General features: G+C 38.2%; 15 protein-coding genes. 12 read left to right on the plus strand and 3 right to left on the minus strand.

From position 1 onward, the window contains the following. Window positions 1–281: 281 nt before the first annotated feature. The 9 genes from ggt (at window position 282) to DK861_RS04000 (ending at window position 10,388) form a co-directional block, all read left to right on the plus strand. Window positions 282–2,042, plus strand: a complete 1,761-nt coding sequence (gene ggt / locus DK861_RS03960) for a gamma-glutamyltransferase (protein WP_109399304.1) — start codon at window positions 282–284, stop codon at window positions 2,040–2,042. A 613-nt stretch (window positions 2,043–2,655) separates the two neighbouring features. After that, entirely contained in the window at window positions 2,656–3,285 is a 630-nt protein-coding gene (locus tag DK861_RS03965; protein ID WP_006535141.1) for a ferredoxin-like protein, read from the plus strand. Window positions 3,286–3,337: 52 nt separating this feature from the next. Continuing rightward, a complete protein-coding gene (locus tag DK861_RS03970; RefSeq protein WP_109399305.1) occupies window positions 3,338–5,440 on the plus strand; it encodes an aldehyde ferredoxin oxidoreductase in 2,103 nt (700 codons plus the stop codon). Between the two features lie 22 nt (window positions 5,441–5,462). After that, window positions 5,463–6,176: a YdhW family putative oxidoreductase system protein gene (locus tag DK861_RS03975; RefSeq protein ID WP_239452129.1), complete on the plus strand. Its 714-nt coding sequence runs from the start codon at window positions 5,463–5,465 to the stop codon at window positions 6,174–6,176. Window positions 6,177–6,242: 66 nt separating this feature from the next. Beyond that, entirely contained in the window at window positions 6,243–6,914 is a 672-nt protein-coding gene (locus DK861_RS03980) for a 4Fe-4S dicluster domain-containing protein (protein WP_072063691.1), read from the plus strand. Then, window positions 6,911–7,708, plus strand: a complete 798-nt coding sequence (phsC, locus tag DK861_RS03985; RefSeq protein WP_109399307.1) for a thiosulfate reductase cytochrome B subunit — start codon at window positions 6,911–6,913, stop codon at window positions 7,706–7,708. The genes DK861_RS03980 and phsC overlap by 4 nt, the downstream gene beginning before the upstream one ends. A 25-nt stretch (window positions 7,709–7,733) precedes the next feature. Then, entirely contained in the window at window positions 7,734–8,702 is a 969-nt protein-coding gene (gene ydhT / locus DK861_RS03990) for a protein YdhT (protein ID WP_109399308.1), read from the plus strand. Window positions 8,703–8,818: 116 nt separating this feature from the next. Next, on the plus strand, window positions 8,819–9,112 hold the full coding sequence (locus DK861_RS03995) for a helix-turn-helix transcriptional regulator (RefSeq protein WP_006535148.1): 294 nt from the start codon (window positions 8,819–8,821) through the stop codon (window positions 9,110–9,112). Then, a complete protein-coding gene (locus DK861_RS04000) occupies window positions 9,102–10,388 on the plus strand; it encodes a type II toxin-antitoxin system HipA family toxin (RefSeq protein ID WP_109399309.1) in 1,287 nt (428 codons plus the stop codon). The genes DK861_RS03995 and DK861_RS04000 overlap by 11 nt, the downstream gene beginning before the upstream one ends. Before the next feature lie 55 nt (window positions 10,389–10,443). On the opposite strand, the gene brnQ is transcribed toward DK861_RS04000, so the two are convergent. From brnQ to phoB, 3 genes are all read right to left on the minus strand, one after another. Continuing rightward, window positions 10,444–11,787, minus strand: a complete 1,344-nt coding sequence (gene brnQ / locus DK861_RS04005) for a branched-chain amino acid transport system II carrier protein (RefSeq protein WP_109399310.1) — start codon at window positions 11,785–11,787, stop codon at window positions 10,444–10,446. A 469-nt stretch (window positions 11,788–12,256) separates the two neighbouring features. After that, a complete protein-coding gene (gene phoR / locus DK861_RS04010) occupies window positions 12,257–13,555 on the minus strand; it encodes a phosphate regulon sensor histidine kinase PhoR (RefSeq protein ID WP_109399311.1) in 1,299 nt (432 codons plus the stop codon). Between the two features lie 23 nt (window positions 13,556–13,578). Continuing rightward, window positions 13,579–14,268 carry a phosphate regulon transcriptional regulator PhoB gene (gene phoB, locus DK861_RS04015; RefSeq protein WP_109399312.1) on the minus strand — a complete coding sequence of 230 codons (690 nt, stop codon included), beginning with the start codon at window positions 14,266–14,268 and terminating at the stop codon, window positions 13,579–13,581. A gap of 221 nt (window positions 14,269–14,489) precedes the next feature. Here phoB and sbcD point away from each other — a divergent pair, with 221 nt between their 5' ends. From sbcD to DK861_RS04030, 3 genes are all read left to right on the plus strand, one after another. After that, a complete protein-coding gene (gene sbcD / locus DK861_RS04020) occupies window positions 14,490–15,722 on the plus strand; it encodes an exonuclease subunit SbcD (protein ID WP_109399313.1) in 1,233 nt (410 codons plus the stop codon). Next, a complete protein-coding gene (locus DK861_RS04025) occupies window positions 15,719–19,420 on the plus strand; it encodes an SbcC/MukB-like Walker B domain-containing protein (RefSeq protein WP_109399314.1) in 3,702 nt (1,233 codons plus the stop codon). Before sbcD ends, DK861_RS04025 begins: the two co-directional genes overlap by 4 nt. 158 nt (window positions 19,421–19,578) lie before the next feature. Next, the gene (locus tag DK861_RS04030) at window positions 19,579–20,178 is read left to right on the plus strand and encodes a nitroreductase family protein (RefSeq protein ID WP_006535161.1); all 600 of its coding nucleotides are present in this window, start codon (window positions 19,579–19,581) and stop codon (window positions 20,176–20,178) included. Window positions 20,179–20,191: the final 13 nt, after the last annotated feature.

A 20,191-nucleotide genomic window follows, 5' to 3' on the forward strand; every position in this document is an offset into this window, starting at 1 on the left:
AGCCTGTGAAAACAGGCTTTTTTGTTTATTCAGCACTTATCTCCTCTCTACTCATTTCTTATCAACTTTATTTATTACTGCAACTAGTAATACATAAGCTTATTGTTTGCCTGCTTAAAGATAGTTTTGTGATCATCACATCAAAAAAAATTCTAATCATCAATAACCTCTCTCTATACTTATTGTTACGCAATTGTTAACTCATGTTAATAACAGCGTGTATACCCTTATTTTTATTTATCTTTACTCAAGATAACTCCTTGTTATTAACGGAGATAATGATGATTACTATAAAAAAAACTCACCTGCTGTTACTTACCACACTTTTTTCACCTGCACTCTATGCCGCCTATGAACCCGCGGTTGAAGCACAACAAGGTATGGTGGTCTCTTCACAACATTTAGCCTCTCAAGTCGGAAATGATATTTTACAAAAAGGAGGAAATGCGATTGATGCAGCCGTTGCAGTGGGTTATGCACAAGCTGTGGTAAATGCTTGTTGTGGCAATATTGGTGGCGGTGGTTTTATGACAATACACCTTGCTGATGGCACAAATACCTTTATCAATTTTAGGGAAACCGCACCCGCCTCTGCTTCTAAAAATATGTATTTAGATAAAGACGGAAATTTAGTTAAAGATGCCAGTCTATACGGTTACCTTGCGTCAGGGGTACCTGGTACAGTAAAAGGATTGAATTCAGCATTAGAAAAATACGGTACGCTCTCTCGCCAAGATGTTATGGCACCGGCCATTAAACTGGCAAGAGAAGGTTATATTTTAACGCGAGCTGATACTGATGTGTTAGAAACGACAACAGAACGCTTCAAACAAGATCCAGAATCTGCAAAAATTTTCTTAAAACCAGATGGAACGCCATGGCAGCCGGGTGATCGTCTAATTCAAACTGACTTAGCCAATACACTTGAACTAATTGCAAACCAAGGTGATGATGCATTTTACCAAGGGGAAATCCCTAAAAAAGTTGAAGAAGCGTCAAAACAACATAATGGTCTGTTAACTCAAGAAGATTTTGCTAATTTTACTATCACCGAAACCCAACCTATCACCTGTACTTACCGAGGCTATGAGTTTATTTCTGCGCCACCGCCAAGTTCAGGCGGCGTCACTATCTGCCAAACACTGAATATTTTGGAAGGTTATGATCTTAAATCAATGGGCTTTAATTCAGCTGAATATGTTCATACTCTAACGGAAGCAATGCGTCATGCTTATATGGACAGAAATACGTTCCTTGGTGATCCTCAATTTATTAAAAATCCAACAGAAAAGTTATTAAGTAAAGCCTACGCCACAGAAATACGCCAACAAATTAAACCCAATAAAGCCACGCCATCAGAAAAGGTACAACCCGGTATTGCTCCTCATGAAAGTCCTGAAACAACACACTATTCTGTTATAGATAAAGAGGGTAATGCCGTTTCAACCACTTATACGATTAATGGTCGTTTTGGTGCTGTTGTCATCGCACCAGGAACCGGATTTTTCCTTAACAATGAAATGGATGATTTCACCACTAAAGTGGGTGAAAAAAATCTCTATGGTTTAGTACAAGGTGAACGCAATAGTATCGCACCATTAAAACGTCCACTCTCCTCAATGAGCCCAACGATTGTAACTAAAGAAGGTAAGCCTTTCCTTATTTTAGGATCACCAGGAGGTTCTCGTATTATTTCAATTACCTTACAAACTGCGCTAAATATTATTGAGTTTGGTATGCCCCCACAAGAAGCGGTTAATAGCCCTCGCATCCACCATCAATGGCTACCAGATGAGGTTTATTATGAGCAACGAGGATTATCAAAAGACACGTTAGAAAAACTCTCTGCCATGGGATATAAAATGGTAGAACAAACCCCATGGGGAGCAGCTGAATTGATTATGGTCGGACTCCCTGGGGAAGAGGGTGTTCTCTCAGCTTCATCAGGTAACGATTCGGCTGTTTCTGGTGCAGTGCGTGAAGGTTATCTCTATGGTTCAAATGATGTTCGCCGCCCTGCAGGTAAAGCCGTGGGTTACTAACCATAAAATCACATGATACAAATGATAAAAGAAACCTTGTCTTGATTAGATAAGGTTTCTTTTTTTATAAAAATGATCTAGTCATGGTTTTACAATTTATTCATATATTTTTCTATTAATAATAATCAACACCAGATTTTGATTAAATAAATAATTAACATTTAATATCAATTTATTATTTAAATAATAATATTAGATAAAATATAAGAACAAACCACCTTTAATTTAATTTCAATAATAGAATATATATAAATGGTAGTTATTCTCTTTCGTAATTACAGATAAAAACAATAATCATTTAATTAAATAAAATTTAATAACACTCGCTATTTTTATTTCTATGATAGCTGTCACAGTATTAATTTTCTAATAACCACACTATCAAAGAGGATAATGAAAAATACGTAAAAAATGGAGATAACACATTGTAAATACAAATATTTAACATTTCATCACAATGTATTTTTATCATAAAAATAGTTGAAATAAATAATATATCCCTTAACTACATCGTTATTATCTTTTTTATATAACGATAAAGCAAGCGGATAAATAAATAATTTATCATCACAACTTATTTCTTATTAAATTAGTTAAGCGGAGATAAATATTAATGTCTGATACACATCATCGTCCAATCTTAGATATTGGGCTATCAAGACTAGAGTTTCTGCGAATATCCGGTAAAGGGCTGGCAGGGATCACAATCGCACCCGCATTGCTTTCTCTTTTAGGTTGTAAGCAAGAAGAAATAGACAGCGGCATTATTCAGCTAACCACTACACCTAAAGGTGTTTTAGTGACTAATAGAGCACGTTGTACGGGTTGTCACCGTTGTGAAACCGCATGTACAACATGGAATGATGGCAGTGTAGGCTCATTCTTCTCTCGTACAAAAATCCATCGTCATTTTTATTTTGGTGATAAAGGTATTGGCTCCGGTGGTGGGCTTTATGGCGATTTAAACTTTACAACAGACACTTGCCGCCAATGTAAAGATCCCGAATGTATGAAGGTCTGCCCAGTAAAAGCTATCCGTTATCAAGAAGAGTTCGGCTGTATTGTCGTTGATACACGTCGTTGTATTGGTTGTGCCGCCTGTACAACAGCTTGTCCGTGGATGATGGCAACCGTCAACCCACAAACTAAAAAATCCGGCAAATGTAATTTATGTGGTGAGTGTGCATCAGCGTGCCCAACAGGTGCGTTGCAAATCATTGAATGGAAAGAAATTACTGTTTAATAAATCCAGGCAATCACATCACTGAACCACATTTAGATTAGGAAGCAATATTATGATTAACGGCTGGACTGGAAATATTCTAAGAATCAATTTAACTACCGGTGCCATCACTCGTGAAAGCTCAAGTAAATTTAAATCCTTAATTGGTGGTATGGGCTTTGGCTACAAAATTATGTACGACGAAGTGGGCCCTGGGGTTAAACCTTTTGATGAAGAAAACAAAATTGTCTTCGCAGTAGGCCCTCTAACAGGATCAGGGGCACCTTGTAGCTCACGCGTCAATATCACCTCTCTTTCTACCTTTACTCGTGGCAATCTTGTCGTTGATGCCCATATGGGAGGCTTTTTTGCCGCATGGATGAAATTTGCCGGCTATGACGCTCTGATTATTGAAGGTAAATCAGATAAGCCTGCTTGGATCCATATTGACGATGACCAAGTCTCTATTCAAGACGCCTCTTTCTTATGGGGTAAAGGTGTTCGCCAAACGACAGAAGAATTATGTGCTCAAACAAGTCCAGAGGCTTGTGTCGCAGCCATAGGTCCGGCGGGTGAAAATCTCGTACCGTTATCTGGCATCATTAATAGCCGTAACCACAGTGGTGGTGCGGGGATTGGGGCTGTATTAGGCGCTAAAAAATTAAAAGCCATTGTTGTTGAAGGTAGTCGAGGCGTGAATGTTGCAGACCGTAAAGCGTTAAAAGAACTTAACGACTATATGATGACGCAACTCATTGGCTCTAATAACAACCACGTCGTACCAAGTACCCCACAATCATGGGCTGAATATTCACATCCTGGCTCTCGTTGGACCGCACGTAAAGGACTGTATTGGGGCGCTGCGGAAGGTGGTCCAATTGAAACAGGTGAAATCCCTCCTGGTGACATCAATACTGTTGGTTTCAGAACCATGAAATCAACTTTTGACTTAGGACCAGAAGCAGAAGAATACACCGTAAAAATGGGAGGATGCCACTCTTGCCCTATTCGCTGTATGGCGCAGCTTAACGTGCCACAAGCGAAAAAATTTGGTGTGCCGCAAACAGGCGGAAACACTTGTGTTGCTAACTTCGTTCATACAACTATCTTCCCTAATGGCCCTAAAGATGTAGAGAAAAAAGGAGATGGTAACGTCGTTGGTAACCTTGTTGGCCTGAATATTTTTGATGATATGGGTTTATGGTGTAACTACGGCCAACTTCATCGTGACTTCACTTATTGTTATACCCATGGTGTCTTTAAACGCGTTCTTTCTGAAGAGGAATATAATGATATTCCTTGGGATAAGCTTGAAGAAGGTAATCCCGAATTTATCAAAGATTTCTATTATCGCTTAGCGCACCGTAAAGGTGAATTTAGTCACTTAGCTGATGGCTCTTACCTCATTGCGCAACGCTGGAACTTAGGTGAAGAGTATTGGGCGAACAAGAAAAATAAACTTTGGTCACCAATGGGTTTCCCTATTCACCACGCCAATGAAGCCTCTGCTCAAGTTGGTTCTATCGTTAACTGTATGTTTAATCGTGATGCGATGACACATACCCATATCAACTATATCGGCAGCGGTTTACCTCTGAAACTACAAAAAGAGATTGCAGGTGAGCTATTTGGTTCTGGTGATGCTTTTGATGAAACCAAAAACTATACACCAATCAATAAAGCCAAAATTGCTTACACCAAATGGACAATTTTGCGTAGCTGCTTACACGATGCAGTCACCTTATGTAACTGGGTTTGGCCAATGACGGTTTCGCCTCATAAAAGCCGCAATTATCGTGGCGACTTAGAAATGGAGGCTAAATTCTTTACCGCTATCACGGGTGAACCAACAACCTCTAAAGATCTGGATTTAGCCTCAGAGCGTATCTTTACGCTACACCGCGCTTATACCGTTAAATTAATGAATACCATGGATATGCGTAATGAGCACGACCAAATCTGTTCATGGGTATTTGATAAAGATCCCGATATTCCTGTCTTTACCGAAGGTACAGACAAAATGGACAGAGAAGACATGCAGCTTTCTCTCACCATGTTCTATGAAGAAATGGGCTGGGATCCGCAGTTAGGTTGCCCAACAAAAGAAACGTTAGTTCGCCTTGGATTACAAGATATTGCAGACGATTTAGCGTCTCGTGGTTTATTACCAAGTTAATCGGTAAAAGAAGGAGATCATGATGATAGAACAAAATGTATCGGCTTCTATACCACAAGATATCGCTGATGATGCAGATATTGCTTCTGAACAACCTGATATCTCACGTCGACGTTGGTTACTGCCATTATCAGAAGCAGGTGTTGGACGTAGTGCTAACACCTCAACAGATGTCGTAGAAGAACCCGTTGCAGAGGTAGCAGAATTATCTGCCGAACAACATCTAGCGAATGCAATACGTCAATGTTCAAAAGATGGTGAACTATTAGCAATTTCAACGCTGTATGATGCGCCCTATTCTCTGACTGAAGAGGATATTGCGCAATTAGAAACCGCGTTAAAGAGCGACGAGTTTATTGATATCGCCCATTTAAGTCTCAATGGCGAGGATTATTTCTACTCTGATGAATTTATGTCAGATAACTTCGCACAACTGCAATTATTAAACCGCCATGCGGATATTTGTACAGCAATTGCAGGTGTGGTTCGTTTTGAATGCGAAACTTATCCTCGACCATTGAAACAAAGCATGTTGATGTCTGAACCCTTTCAGTACACGGCTTCAGAGATCGAAGATGCACTGACACTGATGAAAACTCACCCTGATTTTCAGGATATTCAGCAAGTTTTAGCATCCAACGATGCCCCTTATCTCTTTAGCAATACGTTAATGAGTTACGGCAAAGCACGAGGCTTAACTGAATGGATTGAGGTAGAACAACATGAAAATCCTTAATGTTCTACTTTATCAACGAAATTCGATGTGGGTATTACAACATCATCAGACTGAGGAGCAAAAATAATGCGTGTTTCTCGCCGTAAATTTGTAGCAGGTATGGGATCGGTCATTTTTTTCAGTGCGCCACTAGGAAGTGCGCTTGCAGCAACGACAGAAAAAAAACCAATCCGCTATGCCATGATCCACGATGAGACGCTTTGTAATGGCTGTAATATCTGTGCCACTGCATGTCGTCGATTAAATAAAGTACCCAATGGTATGGCACGAATGGATATTGCTCATATTCCATTAAGCCTCAAAGAAGATAATGATAAATACCATTTCTTTAGACACTCTTGCCAACAATGTGAAGACGCTCCTTGTATTCCTGTATGCCCTACAGGTGCATCTTGGCGTGATGAAACCAATGGTATTGTGCGTGTAGATAAAGAGAAATGTATTGGTTGTAGCTATTGTATATCGGCATGCCCATACCAAGTCCGTTATCTTAACCCTGTGACACACGTTGCTGATAAATGTGATTTTTGTCTTGAGTCTCGATTACAAAAAGGGTTTCCACCTATTTGTGTGAGTGCTTGTCCACAAAATGCCTTGTTATTTGGCAGAGAAGACAGTCCTCAAATTCAAGAATGGCTTAAAACACACGATTACTATATTTATCAACTTGATGGTGTGGGGAAACCGCATCTCTATCGCCGTGTAGGGCCTCATATTCAAGAGGAGGGTAAAGTATGAGTGCTGTTAATATCATGCCAAATGCTGGGCAATTCCAAGCCTCACTAAAAGAATATGTCTTAATTTACACACCCGACTATTCACCACTTTGGTTAATCGTTGCAGGCGTGCTTTTAGTTGGGATGTTGCTTGTTCTTGCACTGCATGGCTTCTTACGTTATCGCTTTGCCACACCACATGGTGGATCGCATAAAGAAGAGAAGCTCTATCTTTACTCTAAAGCGGTTCGTTTGTGGCACTGGAGTAATGCTTCTTTATTTATTCTATTGCTTCTAAGTGGTGGGATTAACCATTTTGCCTTACTTTCAGCCCACGATACGGCGTTATTAGTCAGTGTGCATGAAATTTGTGGTTATCTGCTCTTAGTATGCTGGTTATCTTTTGTATTGATCAATCTTGTTGGTGGTAATGGTAAATTTTACCGTATTGATGGTAAAAATTGGTTACAACGCGCTTTAATGCAAATTCGTTTTTATCTCTACGGCATTATCAAAGGCGAAGATCACCCCTTCCCAGCGACACCCAATGTTAAATTTAACCCACTGCAACAAATGGCTTATTTAGGTGTGATGTATGCATTAGTTCCACTACTTTTAATAACCGGTGTTTTACTGCAAAACCCAGCGTTTATTCCTGCTGATGCCGTAACATTTAAAGCTTGGTTATTAATTGCACACCAAATATTAGCGGTATGTAGTGTCTTTTTTATCATTGGTCACCTTTATCTGTGTACAACAGGAAAAACGCCATTCCAAACATTTCGCAGTATGGTTGATGGTTACCATAGACACTAATGAATACATGGATTAAGGAGCTTATATGTCAGTCCCTTCAAAGGAAAATATTAGATTAACAAAAAAAGACTTACGACAACTGCATGTTTCAACGTCGCTTTATCGTTGGTTTTTGCGTTATTTTCCTGATGGAGGCACTTACAGTGCTATCCATAGTGAGTTAATAAAACAGCGCCGTACACAGTGGATAGAAAGCCTTATTCAATATATTTATTTACGTCATTTTAGTGAAACATCCTTTGCCAAACAGGAACAAGAAGTGATGGAAAACATCTTGTTCCTGCTCGGTGATGAACAACAGCAAGGCGTGACATTACAACGCTTGCCATATCACAATACTTTACCAACATCTGAAAATATTCAATTTTCTACCGAATGGCATCAATTGATCTTAAAAAGTCAGCAATTAAGTACTGATCTTGCTTTGTGTGGGAATAATAATATTGTGGCTTTTTCTGGTGATGAAAATAGCATTGCCAACACAGGTTATAGCAATCAATTAATGATTACTGGTTTTGCAGGAAAAATAGCTAACTCAGGAAATCAGTGTCGTATTGGGAGTTTAGGTGGACGCTCCCGCATTTCCAATAGTGGCAATGATGTCAAAATTTATGCCTCAGGTAATGGTGTTCATATTGCAAACAGTGGCATACGCAATTTTATTACTGCCTCTCAAGATAGAGCAAAAATCACTAACACAGGTGATTTAGCACAAATCAATGTGACTGGAAAAAATGCTGTGGCAATTAGTACTGGCGATAACTGTAAAATCACGGTATCTGGCGACGACAGTATTTGCATATCAACAGGTAATCTCCATCAGTTCTGCTTAGGAAAAGGCGGTAGTGCCGTAATTGCATATCACGACGGCAATCGTACTCGCTTTAAAATCTTCTATGAAGGTGAAGATGGTATTGAAGCCGATGTTCGCTATACGTTAGATGAAAACCAACAACCTGTGGCAGAAAAACAGTATTCTACAAATAAAAATTAATGAGCAACCTAAGCTAAACTGTTTGCTCTACTCTTAAATCCAATAGATACTATAATGTCCAAAATAGCTATTTTTTGCTATAATTAGACATTATAGTATCTATTTGAGGCTAACAAATGAAACTCTCATTACTTACTGATCTCGATGTTAGTCGAGCCTTTGCCTCTCATTTAAGAAAGTTGCGTGAAAAGGAAAAATGGTCACGTGAACAACTTGCCGAGCGTAGTACAGTTCCTGCTTCAACTATCAAAAAGTTTGAGTTACAAGGTAAAATTTCACTACGCCAGTTACTGTTACTTTGGCAATGCCTTGATGATTTAAATAATCTTTATGCGGTTGTTGATCCTAAGAAAGTGAATAAACCACGTATGCCAAGGACGATTGAAGAGGTATTACAAGATGAGTTTTAAGCCAATTCAAAAGCTAAATGTGACACGGACGTTATCTACAGGTGACTCGGTTTTAATGGGAACATTGGTACAAAACCATAGTGGTGTATTTTTTCAATATGATGCGCATTACTTAACACAATTTGGTAATAGTTCACCTTTTAATCTACAGAATAATACTGATTTACAAATAGCACCTAAAAAACCTCATGGCAATTTGCAAGGGCTTTTCTCGGATAGTTTACCTGATGGATGGGGGCGATTATTGCAAGATAGAATATTCCGCCAACATGGTATACAACCGCATGAAATTACAACGATGGATAGGTTAGCCTTTGTTGGTAATAAAGGTATGGGAGGATTATCTTATTTACCCGTCTCTGACTATCAAATAGATGAACAGTTTGAAGTTGATTTGATTAATTTAGGTTTAGAAGCACAAGCTGTATTTGATGGTCAAACGGAAATTGTTTTATCTAAACTTGCTATTGTTGGTAGCTCTGGTGGCGCTAGACCTAAAGCGTTGCTTTATTTTAAGCAAGGGGATTTTAATAAGTGTAAAACGTATGAAGAAGAAGGTGATGAATCATGGTTGATCAAATTTACGTCTAAGAACTTACCTCTTGGCCACGATGAAGGACTATGTGAAGCAATTTATCTCATCCTAGCAAAAGAGCTAGAGCTCAATCCCCCACAATGGCAACTTATTGATGTTCCTAAAAACAGTGATGGTAAATCTTGGTTAGCGCTAAAACGTTTTGATCATGTCACAAATAGTTCAGGTAAATCAGGACGTTTAATCATGCACAGTGCATGTGGATTATTAGATGCTGACTTTAGGTTACCTTCTTTGGATTACGAAGATTTAATCAAAGTAAACCGCGTACTATGCAAATCAGTTTCAGCCGGACAACTCCAGTTTAGACGAGCTATTTTTAATCTATTCGCTTCTAATCAAGATGATCACAGTAAAAACTGGTCATTTCTACAATATGATGATGGGCACTGGGAGCCAGCACCTTTTTATGATGTGACCTATAATCCCAATCCAAGAAATGAGCATATCACTTCATTTGGCGGGTATGGTAAAAAGCCACCATTAAATACAATAAAGCAACTTGCTGAAATAGCAGGTTTTGAAAGTTGGCAACAAGCACAAGCATATATTCATCATACCGTTGATGTTATTGCTCGATTCTCATCACTTGCCAAAAAATATGATGTATCAAAATTAGTACAAACAGATATAGAAAAAACACTGGCTGACCGTTTAAAAGAGAACCAGCACTTACTTTAATTTCAACAAAAAGGGAAACTTTCGTTTCCCTTTTTACTGTTCAAATTAACGTACTTTATTGCTTTTTGATGGCTTCAATATGGATCACTTTTTTACTCTGTGAGCCTGCCACTTTATCGTAAATACCACAGACAACAATTGTCACCAATACAGGGATAAGCCACGCTAAACCCTGCTCACTTAATGGCAATTTAGCTGCCCATTCTGGTAATAGATGTTTCAGATAATCAGACGCTTTTATTGCATCAAAAATACCGAAAAATAAGCTAACTGCCATTGCTGGAGCGATAATACGACTTGGATTATTCCACAGACGTAATGTGAAACTCATTAAAATAATCACAATACAAGGTGGATAAATCATAATCAGCACAGGGATAGAAAACGCGATCAGTTTGCTCAATCCTAAATTTGAAACAACAGCTGAGAATATTGCTAAAATCAACACCAATGTACGATAAGAGATAGGCAAATAGCGACTAAAGAACTCTGCGCATGCGCACGTTAAACCAACCGCTGTCACCATACAGGCTAAGAAGATCAAGACAGCTAAGAAGAAGCTACCAAAGTTACCGAAAGTGTACTGAACATAGGCATGTAAAATATCAGCGCCATCTTGGGCACCTGGAATAATGCTGCCACTGCTAGAGCCTAATTTAAATAGACTCAAATAGATCGCAGTTAACAATACACCCGCAATAATTCCCGCCCACATAGTGTAACGCGTCAACAGTGATGAATTATCAATACCTCGAGAGCGAGCCGCATTAACAATCACGATACCAAAAACCATAGCCCCCAATGTATCCATGGTGAGGTAACCGTTAATAAAGCCTTGAGTTAATGCCATATCTCGATAAGCTTCAGTAGCAGGAATAGCACCACCCGCAGGCCAAAATATCGCTGCAACACCTAATACCGCCAATGCCAAAATTTTAATCGGTGCCAAAATATGACCGACGCTATCTAGTAATTTCCCCGGATAAAGCGAAATACCGATAACAATTAAAAAATAGACAATACTATAAATCAGCAATGACATTTCAGTATCACCCACTAAAGGAGCAATACCCACTTTAAAAGAGACAGTCGCAGTACGTGGTGTGGCGAAAAGAGGTCCAACAGCAAGATAAGCAACAATTGCTAATAATAGCCCCATTGATTTACCAATAGGTGTACTTAATGCTTCAATGCCGCCACCAACTTTAGCTAATGCAACGATGGTTAATACAGGTAAACCAACACCAGTAATAAGAAAGCCGATTGCAGCTGTCCAAACAAACTCACCGGATTGTAATCCCACCATAGGAGGAAAAATAATGTTACCAGCACCGACAAAAAGGGCAAAGGTCATAAACCCTAATGCTAGAATATCTCTGGAAGTTAATCTATGTGCCATAAGTTTTGTTAATATGTAGTTACAATGATTGTTAAATAGCGCCAAGATAGCGCAACATAAAATCAACAATATCTATTTAGGCTCATACCATCATTATTCAGGATAATATCCATGTATAATCATTTCATGTAGAGCAATTAAGTACTAAATAGAAAAAATTGCCGATAACTGGTCACAAGTAAAACTTTTATAATGAAAAAAGGCAATAGCCAATCCAAAAACCAGAATAATCATCTAAACTATTTTTCAGCGCTAGTTATAACTGTCATATATTATCGAATATACATGATATGATTTGTGCATTTTACCACCAATAATATTAAGTACTGACATCATTTAAAGTTAATATTAATTAATAATATTAAAATTTAACGCTACGATATTAGTTTTTATTGATATTAAAAAAGGAACAAAAAACCTTTATCACTGATTGAATACAAATGGTAAAGGTTTTAAAAAAGACGTACTGCTAGTGTGTTTCTTTTGCGCTAAGCAATGTTTGAGGAAGGATAAAAGAGAATGTACTCCCAACACCCACTTTACTTTCAATATTCAATTGAGAGTGATGATGGAGCAACGATTTTTTCACAATGGCCAAACCTAACCCAGTACCACCAGAATGACGAGAGCGAGCTTTATCAACGCGATAAAAACGTTCTGTCAAACGCGTTAAGTGCTCAGCACTGATCCCCGCCCCATTATCTGAAACGCTAAATAACATACCTTGGGGGATTTTCTTCCAATTAACTTTGATTGTTGTTCCTTCTTCAGTGTGATTAATGGCGTTATACACTAAGTTAGAAACCGCACTACGCAGTTGCTCTTCATTACCACGAACAGCCCACTGATCATCAACATCAAAAACAATCTGATGCTGACCTTGGCTTAATGAGTTCGCTTCTTGTTGTAATAACGCCAAAATGGCAGGAATATCAACAATCTTGTTTAAATCAATATGCGGAGCAGATTCGATACGAGAAAGCTGTAAAAGTTGCTGAACAAGCGTATCCATACGTTTAGCTTGCTCTTGCATTGTGACTATCGCCTTATGCTCTACGGGTTTTGCTACACTATTTTCTTCCATCATTTCAAGATAGCCTTGAATAACGGTTAGTGGTGTTCTTAACTCATGACTGACATTCGCAAAAAAATCACGTCGTGAGTTTTCTAGTTTATTTTTTTCTGTCACATCACGAGCCACCATCAAACGTTGATCTTCGCTATATGGCATCACACGGAACTCAACAATAGAACCACTATTTAATGAAATGGTTAGGGGACGACTAAAATCACCTGCAGTAAAGTAGTGCAAAAAATCAGGATAACGTAATAAGTTAAAAATATTTTGCCCATTATCTTCAGGCCAGCGAAAACCTAATAAATGTTGAGCAAGACTATTACACCAAAAAATATTCCCTTCATTTGTCATCATCACAACAGCATCAGGTAAGCTTTCAGCCCCACTTCTAAAACGTTTAATTAAGTCGCCCAATTCTCTGCGTCGTTTACGATTACGTTGTTGGGTCTGTCGAATACCATAAAAAATAGGCTCCCACCCTCCTCTGCCTTCAGGGGGTAAGACTGAGCGATCGAGCCATAACCATTTAGATAATTTCATCAAATTATAAGCATGCCAAACCAAAGCGCTAAGAAGTGATACCACCAGCAACCAAGAAAGATGCCCGATAAAAAGCGATAATATAAAGGCAGGCAAACAAAATAGACATAGCCCCCAAACGAGGGCTTTCCATGATAGTCGTTCTAACACCAGACGATTACTCCCATATTGACTTAGAAACGGGCTGAAAAACGATATCCCGTTCCACGTACTGTCTGTATCATTCTGTCATGACCATCTTCTTCAATGGCCTTACGTAAACGACGAATATGCACATCAACAGTACGGTCTTCGACATAAACATTCGTTCCCCAAACGTAGTTTAGCAGTTGTTCTCTACTGTATACACGTTCGGGATGTGTCATAAAAAAGTGCAGGAGTTTAAATTCAGTGGGCCCCATATCAATCGGTTTGTCTTGACTTGTTACTCGATGAGAAATTGGATCAAGCGATAATCCATTGAATTCTATGACATCTTCCGCAGACATTGGTGATAAACGCCGTAAAATTGCCTTCACACGGGCGACAAGCTCTTTAGGTGAAAAGGGTTTGATAACATAATCATCAGCACCCGTTTCTAAGCCTTGGACTTTATCTTCTTCTTCCCCTTTTGCCGTTAGCATAATAATTGGAATATCGCGGGTATTACTTTCCCGTTTCATCTGTTTTATTATCTGCAAACCAGATCCTCCGGGGATCATCCAATCTAATAAAACCAGATCAGGGTAAGGATCAATAAGAAAGCTCAATGCAGAATCATAGTCTTCTGCTTCAATCGGTTGAAAACCATTTTGTTCCAAAACAAAACAGATCATCTCTCGAATTGCGGTTTCATCTTCAACAACAAGAATACGCCTTGCCATACTCTATCCTGTGTAATGTATATAGAGGGTCAAAATGATTATGATGCACTTTTATGACAGATTTATGACTAACCTTAACATTACTGAAATAGATCCCCATTGTTAAGGTAAATAAACCATTTTTTGGCGAAATATCACTCGAAAAGAAGGCTTATTGTTGAGTTTTCACTAAAAAAGCAAGGTGCGCTATACTCTTCATCAAATAAAAAAGAGGGATAGCAATGCGGATTATTCACACATCAGACTGGCATTTAGGACAATATTTTTTTACTAAAACCCGCGCACAAGAACATCAACAATTTCTCGATTGGTTATTAGTACAAATCAAAGTTCATCAAGTTGATGCTCTAATTGTTGCTGGTGACATATTTGATACCGGCTCCCCACCAAGTTATGCCAGAGAGCTGTATAATCGTTTTGTTGTTGCTATTCGAGATACACAATGTCAGCTTGTTATTCTAGGGGGTAATCACGACTCTGTCGCGACACTCAATGAATCAAAATCACTATTGGCATGTTTAAATACGACAGTTATTGCCAATGTTCATGCTGAAACACCACAAACCCCGATCATTCTTCGTCAAAAAGATAACATGCCAGGCGCATTACTTTGTGCGATCCCTTATCTACGCCCTAGAGATATGATAACGAGCCGAAGTGGGCAATCCAGTGCTGAAAAACAAAACGCGCTAAAAGAAGCGATTGCTGATTATTATCAAGTTCAATATCAAGCAGCTCTCGATTTACGTGAACAATTGAACGCCAAGATCCCTATTATTGCGACAGGTCACCTGACAACCATTGGTGCAAGCGTGAGCGATTCCGTACGAGAAATTTATATTGGTACTTTAGAAGCTTTTTCTGCAACCCTATTCCCTGAATTTGACTACATCGCTCTTGGTCATATTCATCGCCCTCAAGTGGTGAATAAATCAGGGCATATTCGTTACAGTGGTTCTCCAATTCCTTTAAGTTTTGATGAAAGTGGGCAACAAAAAAGTGTCTGCCTTATCGATTTTGAACAAGATAAATTAACTAACCTCACACTATTACCTATTCCTGAGTTTCAATTACTACGCACTATAAGTGGTTCATTAAAAGAGATAGCGATACAACTTGAGGATCTAAAAAAACAATACAATGAATTAGACACCACTATTTGGTTGGATATCGAAGTCTCAACTCAAGATTATCTCAGTGATATACAAGCTCGAATTCAAGAGCTAACTAACGATCCGCTTTTTGATGTGGTTTTATTAAGAAGAGCCAGAAAACAACGCCAAGTACTCACTCAAAATGAAAAAGAAACACTGACAGAATTAACAGTCTATGATGTTTTTGAAAGACGTTTAGAACAACATGAGTTTGATTCAGAAGAAACTAAAACGCGATTAACCACATTGTTTAAACAAGCAGTTGAAATGGCAGAACGAGAGGATAACGAAGCAAAATGAAAATCTTAAGTCTGCGCTTTAAAAATATTAACTCCTTAAAAGGTGAATGGAAAATTAACTTTAACCAAGAGCCTTTTGTTAGCAACGGATTATTTGCCATTACAGGCCCTACCGGTGCGGGAAAAACTACTCTGTTAGATGCCATTAGTTTGGCGCTTTATCATAGAACCCCACGATTAGATAAAGTAACACAATCACAAAATGAGCTAATGACACGCCATACTGCAGAATGTTTGGCAGAAGTTGAATTTGAAGTCAAAGGTGTGGCTTATCGTGCATTTTGGGAACAACGCCGTGCTAATTATAAAGAAGATGGCAATCTTCAAGCACCACAAGCCGAACTTGTTAAAATAAATATAGCAGGAGATGAAGACAAAATATTGGCAAGCAAAATAAGCCAAGTAAAAGAGATGATCATTAATATTACAGGACTTGATTTTGATCGTTTCACTAAATCTATGTTGCTTTCCCAAGGGCAATTTGCGGCTTTTTTAAATGCAGATGATAAATCTCGCGCAGAGTTACTCGAAGAACTCACTGGTACAGATATTTATCGCCATATATCCCAATCTATATTTAAACATTGGCGTGAAGAAGAACAAGCATTAAAAACACTAAAACAGAAAGCTGAAATGATGGCGTTATTAGATGAAAATGCTCGCCAAGCTTTATTAACTGAACAGACTAATCTTTTTGCCAAAGAGAGCCTCTTACAAAAAGAACAACAGGAATATCAAGTAGCAAAACAGTGGCAAGAAAAAGAAATTGAACTCAATAAAAATAAAGCGCTAGCGCAAACCGAGGTTAACTTAGCACAAGAAGCATTAGTTGCTGCCAAACCCGATATTCAACGTCTTGAAAATAGCGAACCTGCAGAAAAAATCCGTCCAATTTATGATGAAAAAAATCGCCTATTAAAAGAACAAGCCTATATTGCGTCACAACTCTCAGCACTAAAAGCAGAAAAACAGCTTATTGAACAACAAAGCCAACCAATTAATCAGCATTTAATCGAAGCACGTAACACATTTAAACAACACGATGAGAAGAAACAGCAAATATTACAACTTATTCGTGAAAAAGTGGCGCCATTAGATAATCAATTAGCTTTGCTACAACAAGATATTTCAGCAAAAACACAGCAAAAAAGTGCACTCGAAAAAACACAATCAGAATATCTGGAAAAAATTCAATCAACAGCACACCAATTAACAACATCACAAAAACAAGCCCGTGAATTAAATAATTATTTAAGCCAACATACGGCTTATGCTCAACTTGCTGAAAATCTACCTTTATGGCAACGCTATTTTGAGCAATATGATGAAGTCACAGAAAAATATCTTATTAGCAAAAAGAGTGAAAAAACAGAGCAAGAAAAAGAACACACTCTCAAACTCGCCTTAGAAAAAGCAACTAAAGCACTAGAGCAACAACAACACAGTCTTAATTTACAGCAACAGCAATTAAAGGCGTTGCAAACACAACTTGAGCAACAAAATAAAGCTGATGCAATTACAGATATCCCTCCTCGTTTACAGCAAATATCACAACAAAGAAATGCCCTTGCTAAACTGATGGGATTACAAGCTCAATTAGAGCGTGCTATAAAAGCTGAACATCAGCAGCAAAAAAGTTATTCAGAAAACCTGCAAAAAATAGCTATGCTCACTGAAAATATCAGTAAAAATAGCATCGTTTTAAAAGAAAAAGAGCAACATCATAAAGATTTAAATGATAATTATCTTTTAATACGAAAATTAGCGGAATATGAAGAAGAGAGACAACGCTTAGTTAAAGACACCCCATGTCCTGTTTGTGGTTCAACTGAACATCCTTATGTTGAAAAATATAAAGAAATTAAACCTGATGAAACAAAAACACGGTTAGATATTTTAACGCAACAAGTTCATGCATTAACAATAGAGTTAGTAGAACAAAAAACGCAGTGTACTAACTATCAAGCTCAAAACGAAAAGTTATGTCACGAACTTAAGCAACTCACACAAGATATTACGTCATTAACACAACAATGGCGTGATGTAGCGCAAACTTATGCATTACCGGATGTCGGCTGCGAAGAAACAGCTCTAATTCAATTAGATTCAGAACTTAAGAAAGAAGATAATTTACTGACGCAAAAACGAGTAAATTACCAAGCATTAGAAGCCAAAATTCAGCAAGAATACAAACTATTATCTGATAACAAAGAGCAATTTAATCAACAACAGCAAACTGTTCTTCATCAACAAAATGAATTTGCTCAGCAACAGAAAGAAGTTTCCAATAAACAACAACAAACAGCGCAATATCTTCAGCAACAAACTCAGTTAGCGCAGGATCTTCAATCCCTTGTTAAACAGCAAGGTTATGAATTAAAGGAGTTTGAAGATAAAATTCAATGGCTTACTTCACGTAAAGAAGAGAGCCAACAATATCAATCAACCTTAAAAACACATCACGAATTACAACAAACCATCCGCGAATTGCTATCAACGCAGGAAGAGAGAAAACGCTATTTATCTGAAATTCAAAAAGAACTTGATGCTGTTTTAGTCCATTTACAACAATTACACCAGCAACAAGCGCAGCTAAAAGCACAGCGCCAAGCTTTATTCGGGACACAAACCACCGAAGATGCACGTAATGAGTTGGATAAACGGAGTCTATCGTTACAAAAACAAATTGAGCAATATAGTGAAGAAAAAAACCGACTCGAAATCCGTTTAAATCAGCTTATTGGTCAATATCAGGAAAATGAAAAATCGTTACAACGGTTACAAACGTGTTCACAAGACATTATTGAACAATATCAATATGCGTTAAAAAATAGCCCGTTTGCTGACGAAAATGCATTTCTAACCTCTCTGTTATCCACCGAGGAAAGACACCGTTTACAAGAGCAACAAAAACAACGCCTTGATAAACTGTTGCAAGAAAAAACGCGTTTAGATACACAAGAAAATGCCTATCAACAACACTTATCACAACAACCAATCTTGATAACACAACAAAATTTTGAACAAATTACCGCTCAGTTATTACTGTTAGAAACACAACTTATTCAATTACAAGAAACGAAGTTTCGTATTCAAGAGCAACTACGAGCTGACGAGGAAAAACGTAAAGAGCAACAAAGCCTACTGACCCATATTGCTAAACAGCAAGCTCAATTTGATGACTGGAGTTATTTAAACGAATTAGTGGGATCTGCATCAGGAGATAAGTTTAGCCGTTTTGCCCAAGGCTTAACGCTTGATCATCTCATTTATTTGGCTAACCGTCGTTTAGAAAAGCTTCATGGGCGTTACTTCTTGCAACGCAAAACACCTGCAAGCCTTGAACTACAAATTGCAGACACATGGCAAGCAGATGCACTACGAGATACACGTACTCTCTCTGGTGGCGAAAGTTTCTTAGTCAGTTTATCACTCGCCTTAGCACTTTCAGATTTGGTCAGTAACAAAACTCAAATCGAATCACTCTTTCTAGATGAAGGCTTTGGCACATTAGATCCTGATACCTTAGATATTGCATTAGATGCGCTTGATAGCCTTAATGCATCCGGCAAAATTATTGGCGTAATTAGTCACGTAGAAGCCATGAAAGAGCGTATTCCGGTACAAATTAAAGTGAAGAAAGCCGGAGGGTTAGGTATTAGCCAACTTGATCCTAAGTTTAGATATGCAGACAAATAGAATATAAATCAATTAGTTAGAAACTAGGTCGAATATTTTGACGTAACTGATTAAATTTTTTATCTATCAATAAGTCACTACTAAGCCCTATAGTGTGTCCATAGATTAGCTCAAGCTAAAACACGCTTTAAGCGCTCAAATTTATCAAGGAGACAACCATGTCTAACGCATTTACTGATTTAATGAAAAAACGTAGAACAATTTATCATTTAGGTAATCAACTTCCAATTAGCGAAGACAGAGTCACTGCGATTATCAAAGAAGCGGTTAAAGAGAGTCCAACAGCATTTAACTCACAAACATCTCGTGTTGTTGTTCTGTTTGGTGAACAACATCAAAAACTGTGGGATATCGTTAAAAATACCCTGAAAAAATTAGTACCCGCAGAAGCATTTAGTGCAACTGAAGCAAAAATTAATAGCTTCGCCGCAGGTGCGGGTTCAATTTTGTATTTTGAAGATACTGATATCGTAAAAGGTCTGCAAGAGCAATTCCCACTGTATGCTGAGAACTTCCCCGTATGGTCAGAGCAAGCAAGTGGTATGGCACAACTTTCTGTTTGGACTGCATTAGCAGCAGAGAACGTAGGTGCTTCATTACAACACTACAATCCAATTATTGATGATGAAGTCCATGCAACTTGGGATCTGCCAAAAACATGGAAATTGAGAGCGCAAATGGTCTTTGGTTCAATTGAACAAGAGGCTGCTGAGAAGAATTATATGGAAGATGATGCACGCTTTAAAATCTTCAAATAAGTGTTAGAACAGA

It is taken from the genome of Proteus sp. TJ1640 (assembly GCF_003144445.1).
GTDB classification, from domain to species: Bacteria; Pseudomonadota; Gammaproteobacteria; order Enterobacterales; family Enterobacteriaceae; genus Proteus; species Proteus penneri.

Excerpts from the sequence above, each read along its gene's own strand:
- ggt (WP_109399304.1), top strand. The coding sequence starts at position 282 with ATGATTACTATAAAAAAAACTCACCTGCTGTTACTTACCACACTTTTT.
- DK861_RS03965 (WP_006535141.1), top strand. The coding sequence starts at position 2,656 with ATGTCTGATACACATCATCGTCCAATCTTAGATATTGGGCTATCAAGA.
- DK861_RS03970 (WP_109399305.1), top strand. The coding sequence starts at position 3,338 with ATGATTAACGGCTGGACTGGAAATATTCTAAGAATCAATTTAACTACC.
- DK861_RS03975 (WP_239452129.1), top strand. The coding sequence starts at position 5,463 with ATGATAGAACAAAATGTATCGGCTTCTATACCACAAGATATCGCTGAT.
- DK861_RS03980 (WP_072063691.1), top strand. The coding sequence starts at position 6,243 with ATGCGTGTTTCTCGCCGTAAATTTGTAGCAGGTATGGGATCGGTCATT.
- phsC (WP_109399307.1), top strand. The coding sequence starts at position 6,911 with ATGAGTGCTGTTAATATCATGCCAAATGCTGGGCAATTCCAAGCCTCA.
- ydhT (WP_109399308.1), top strand. The coding sequence starts at position 7,734 with ATGTCAGTCCCTTCAAAGGAAAATATTAGATTAACAAAAAAAGACTTA.
- DK861_RS03995 (WP_006535148.1), top strand. The coding sequence starts at position 8,819 with ATGAAACTCTCATTACTTACTGATCTCGATGTTAGTCGAGCCTTTGCC.
- DK861_RS04000 (WP_109399309.1), top strand. The coding sequence starts at position 9,102 with ATGAGTTTTAAGCCAATTCAAAAGCTAAATGTGACACGGACGTTATCT.
- brnQ (WP_109399310.1), bottom strand. The coding sequence starts at position 11,787 with ATGGCACATAGATTAACTTCCAGAGATATTCTAGCATTAGGGTTTATG.
- phoB (WP_109399312.1), bottom strand. The coding sequence starts at position 14,268 with ATGGCAAGGCGTATTCTTGTTGTTGAAGATGAAACCGCAATTCGAGAG.
- sbcD (WP_109399313.1), top strand. The coding sequence starts at position 14,490 with ATGCGGATTATTCACACATCAGACTGGCATTTAGGACAATATTTTTTT.
- DK861_RS04025 (WP_109399314.1), top strand. The coding sequence starts at position 15,719 with ATGAAAATCTTAAGTCTGCGCTTTAAAAATATTAACTCCTTAAAAGGT.
- DK861_RS04030 (WP_006535161.1), top strand. The coding sequence starts at position 19,579 with ATGTCTAACGCATTTACTGATTTAATGAAAAAACGTAGAACAATTTAT.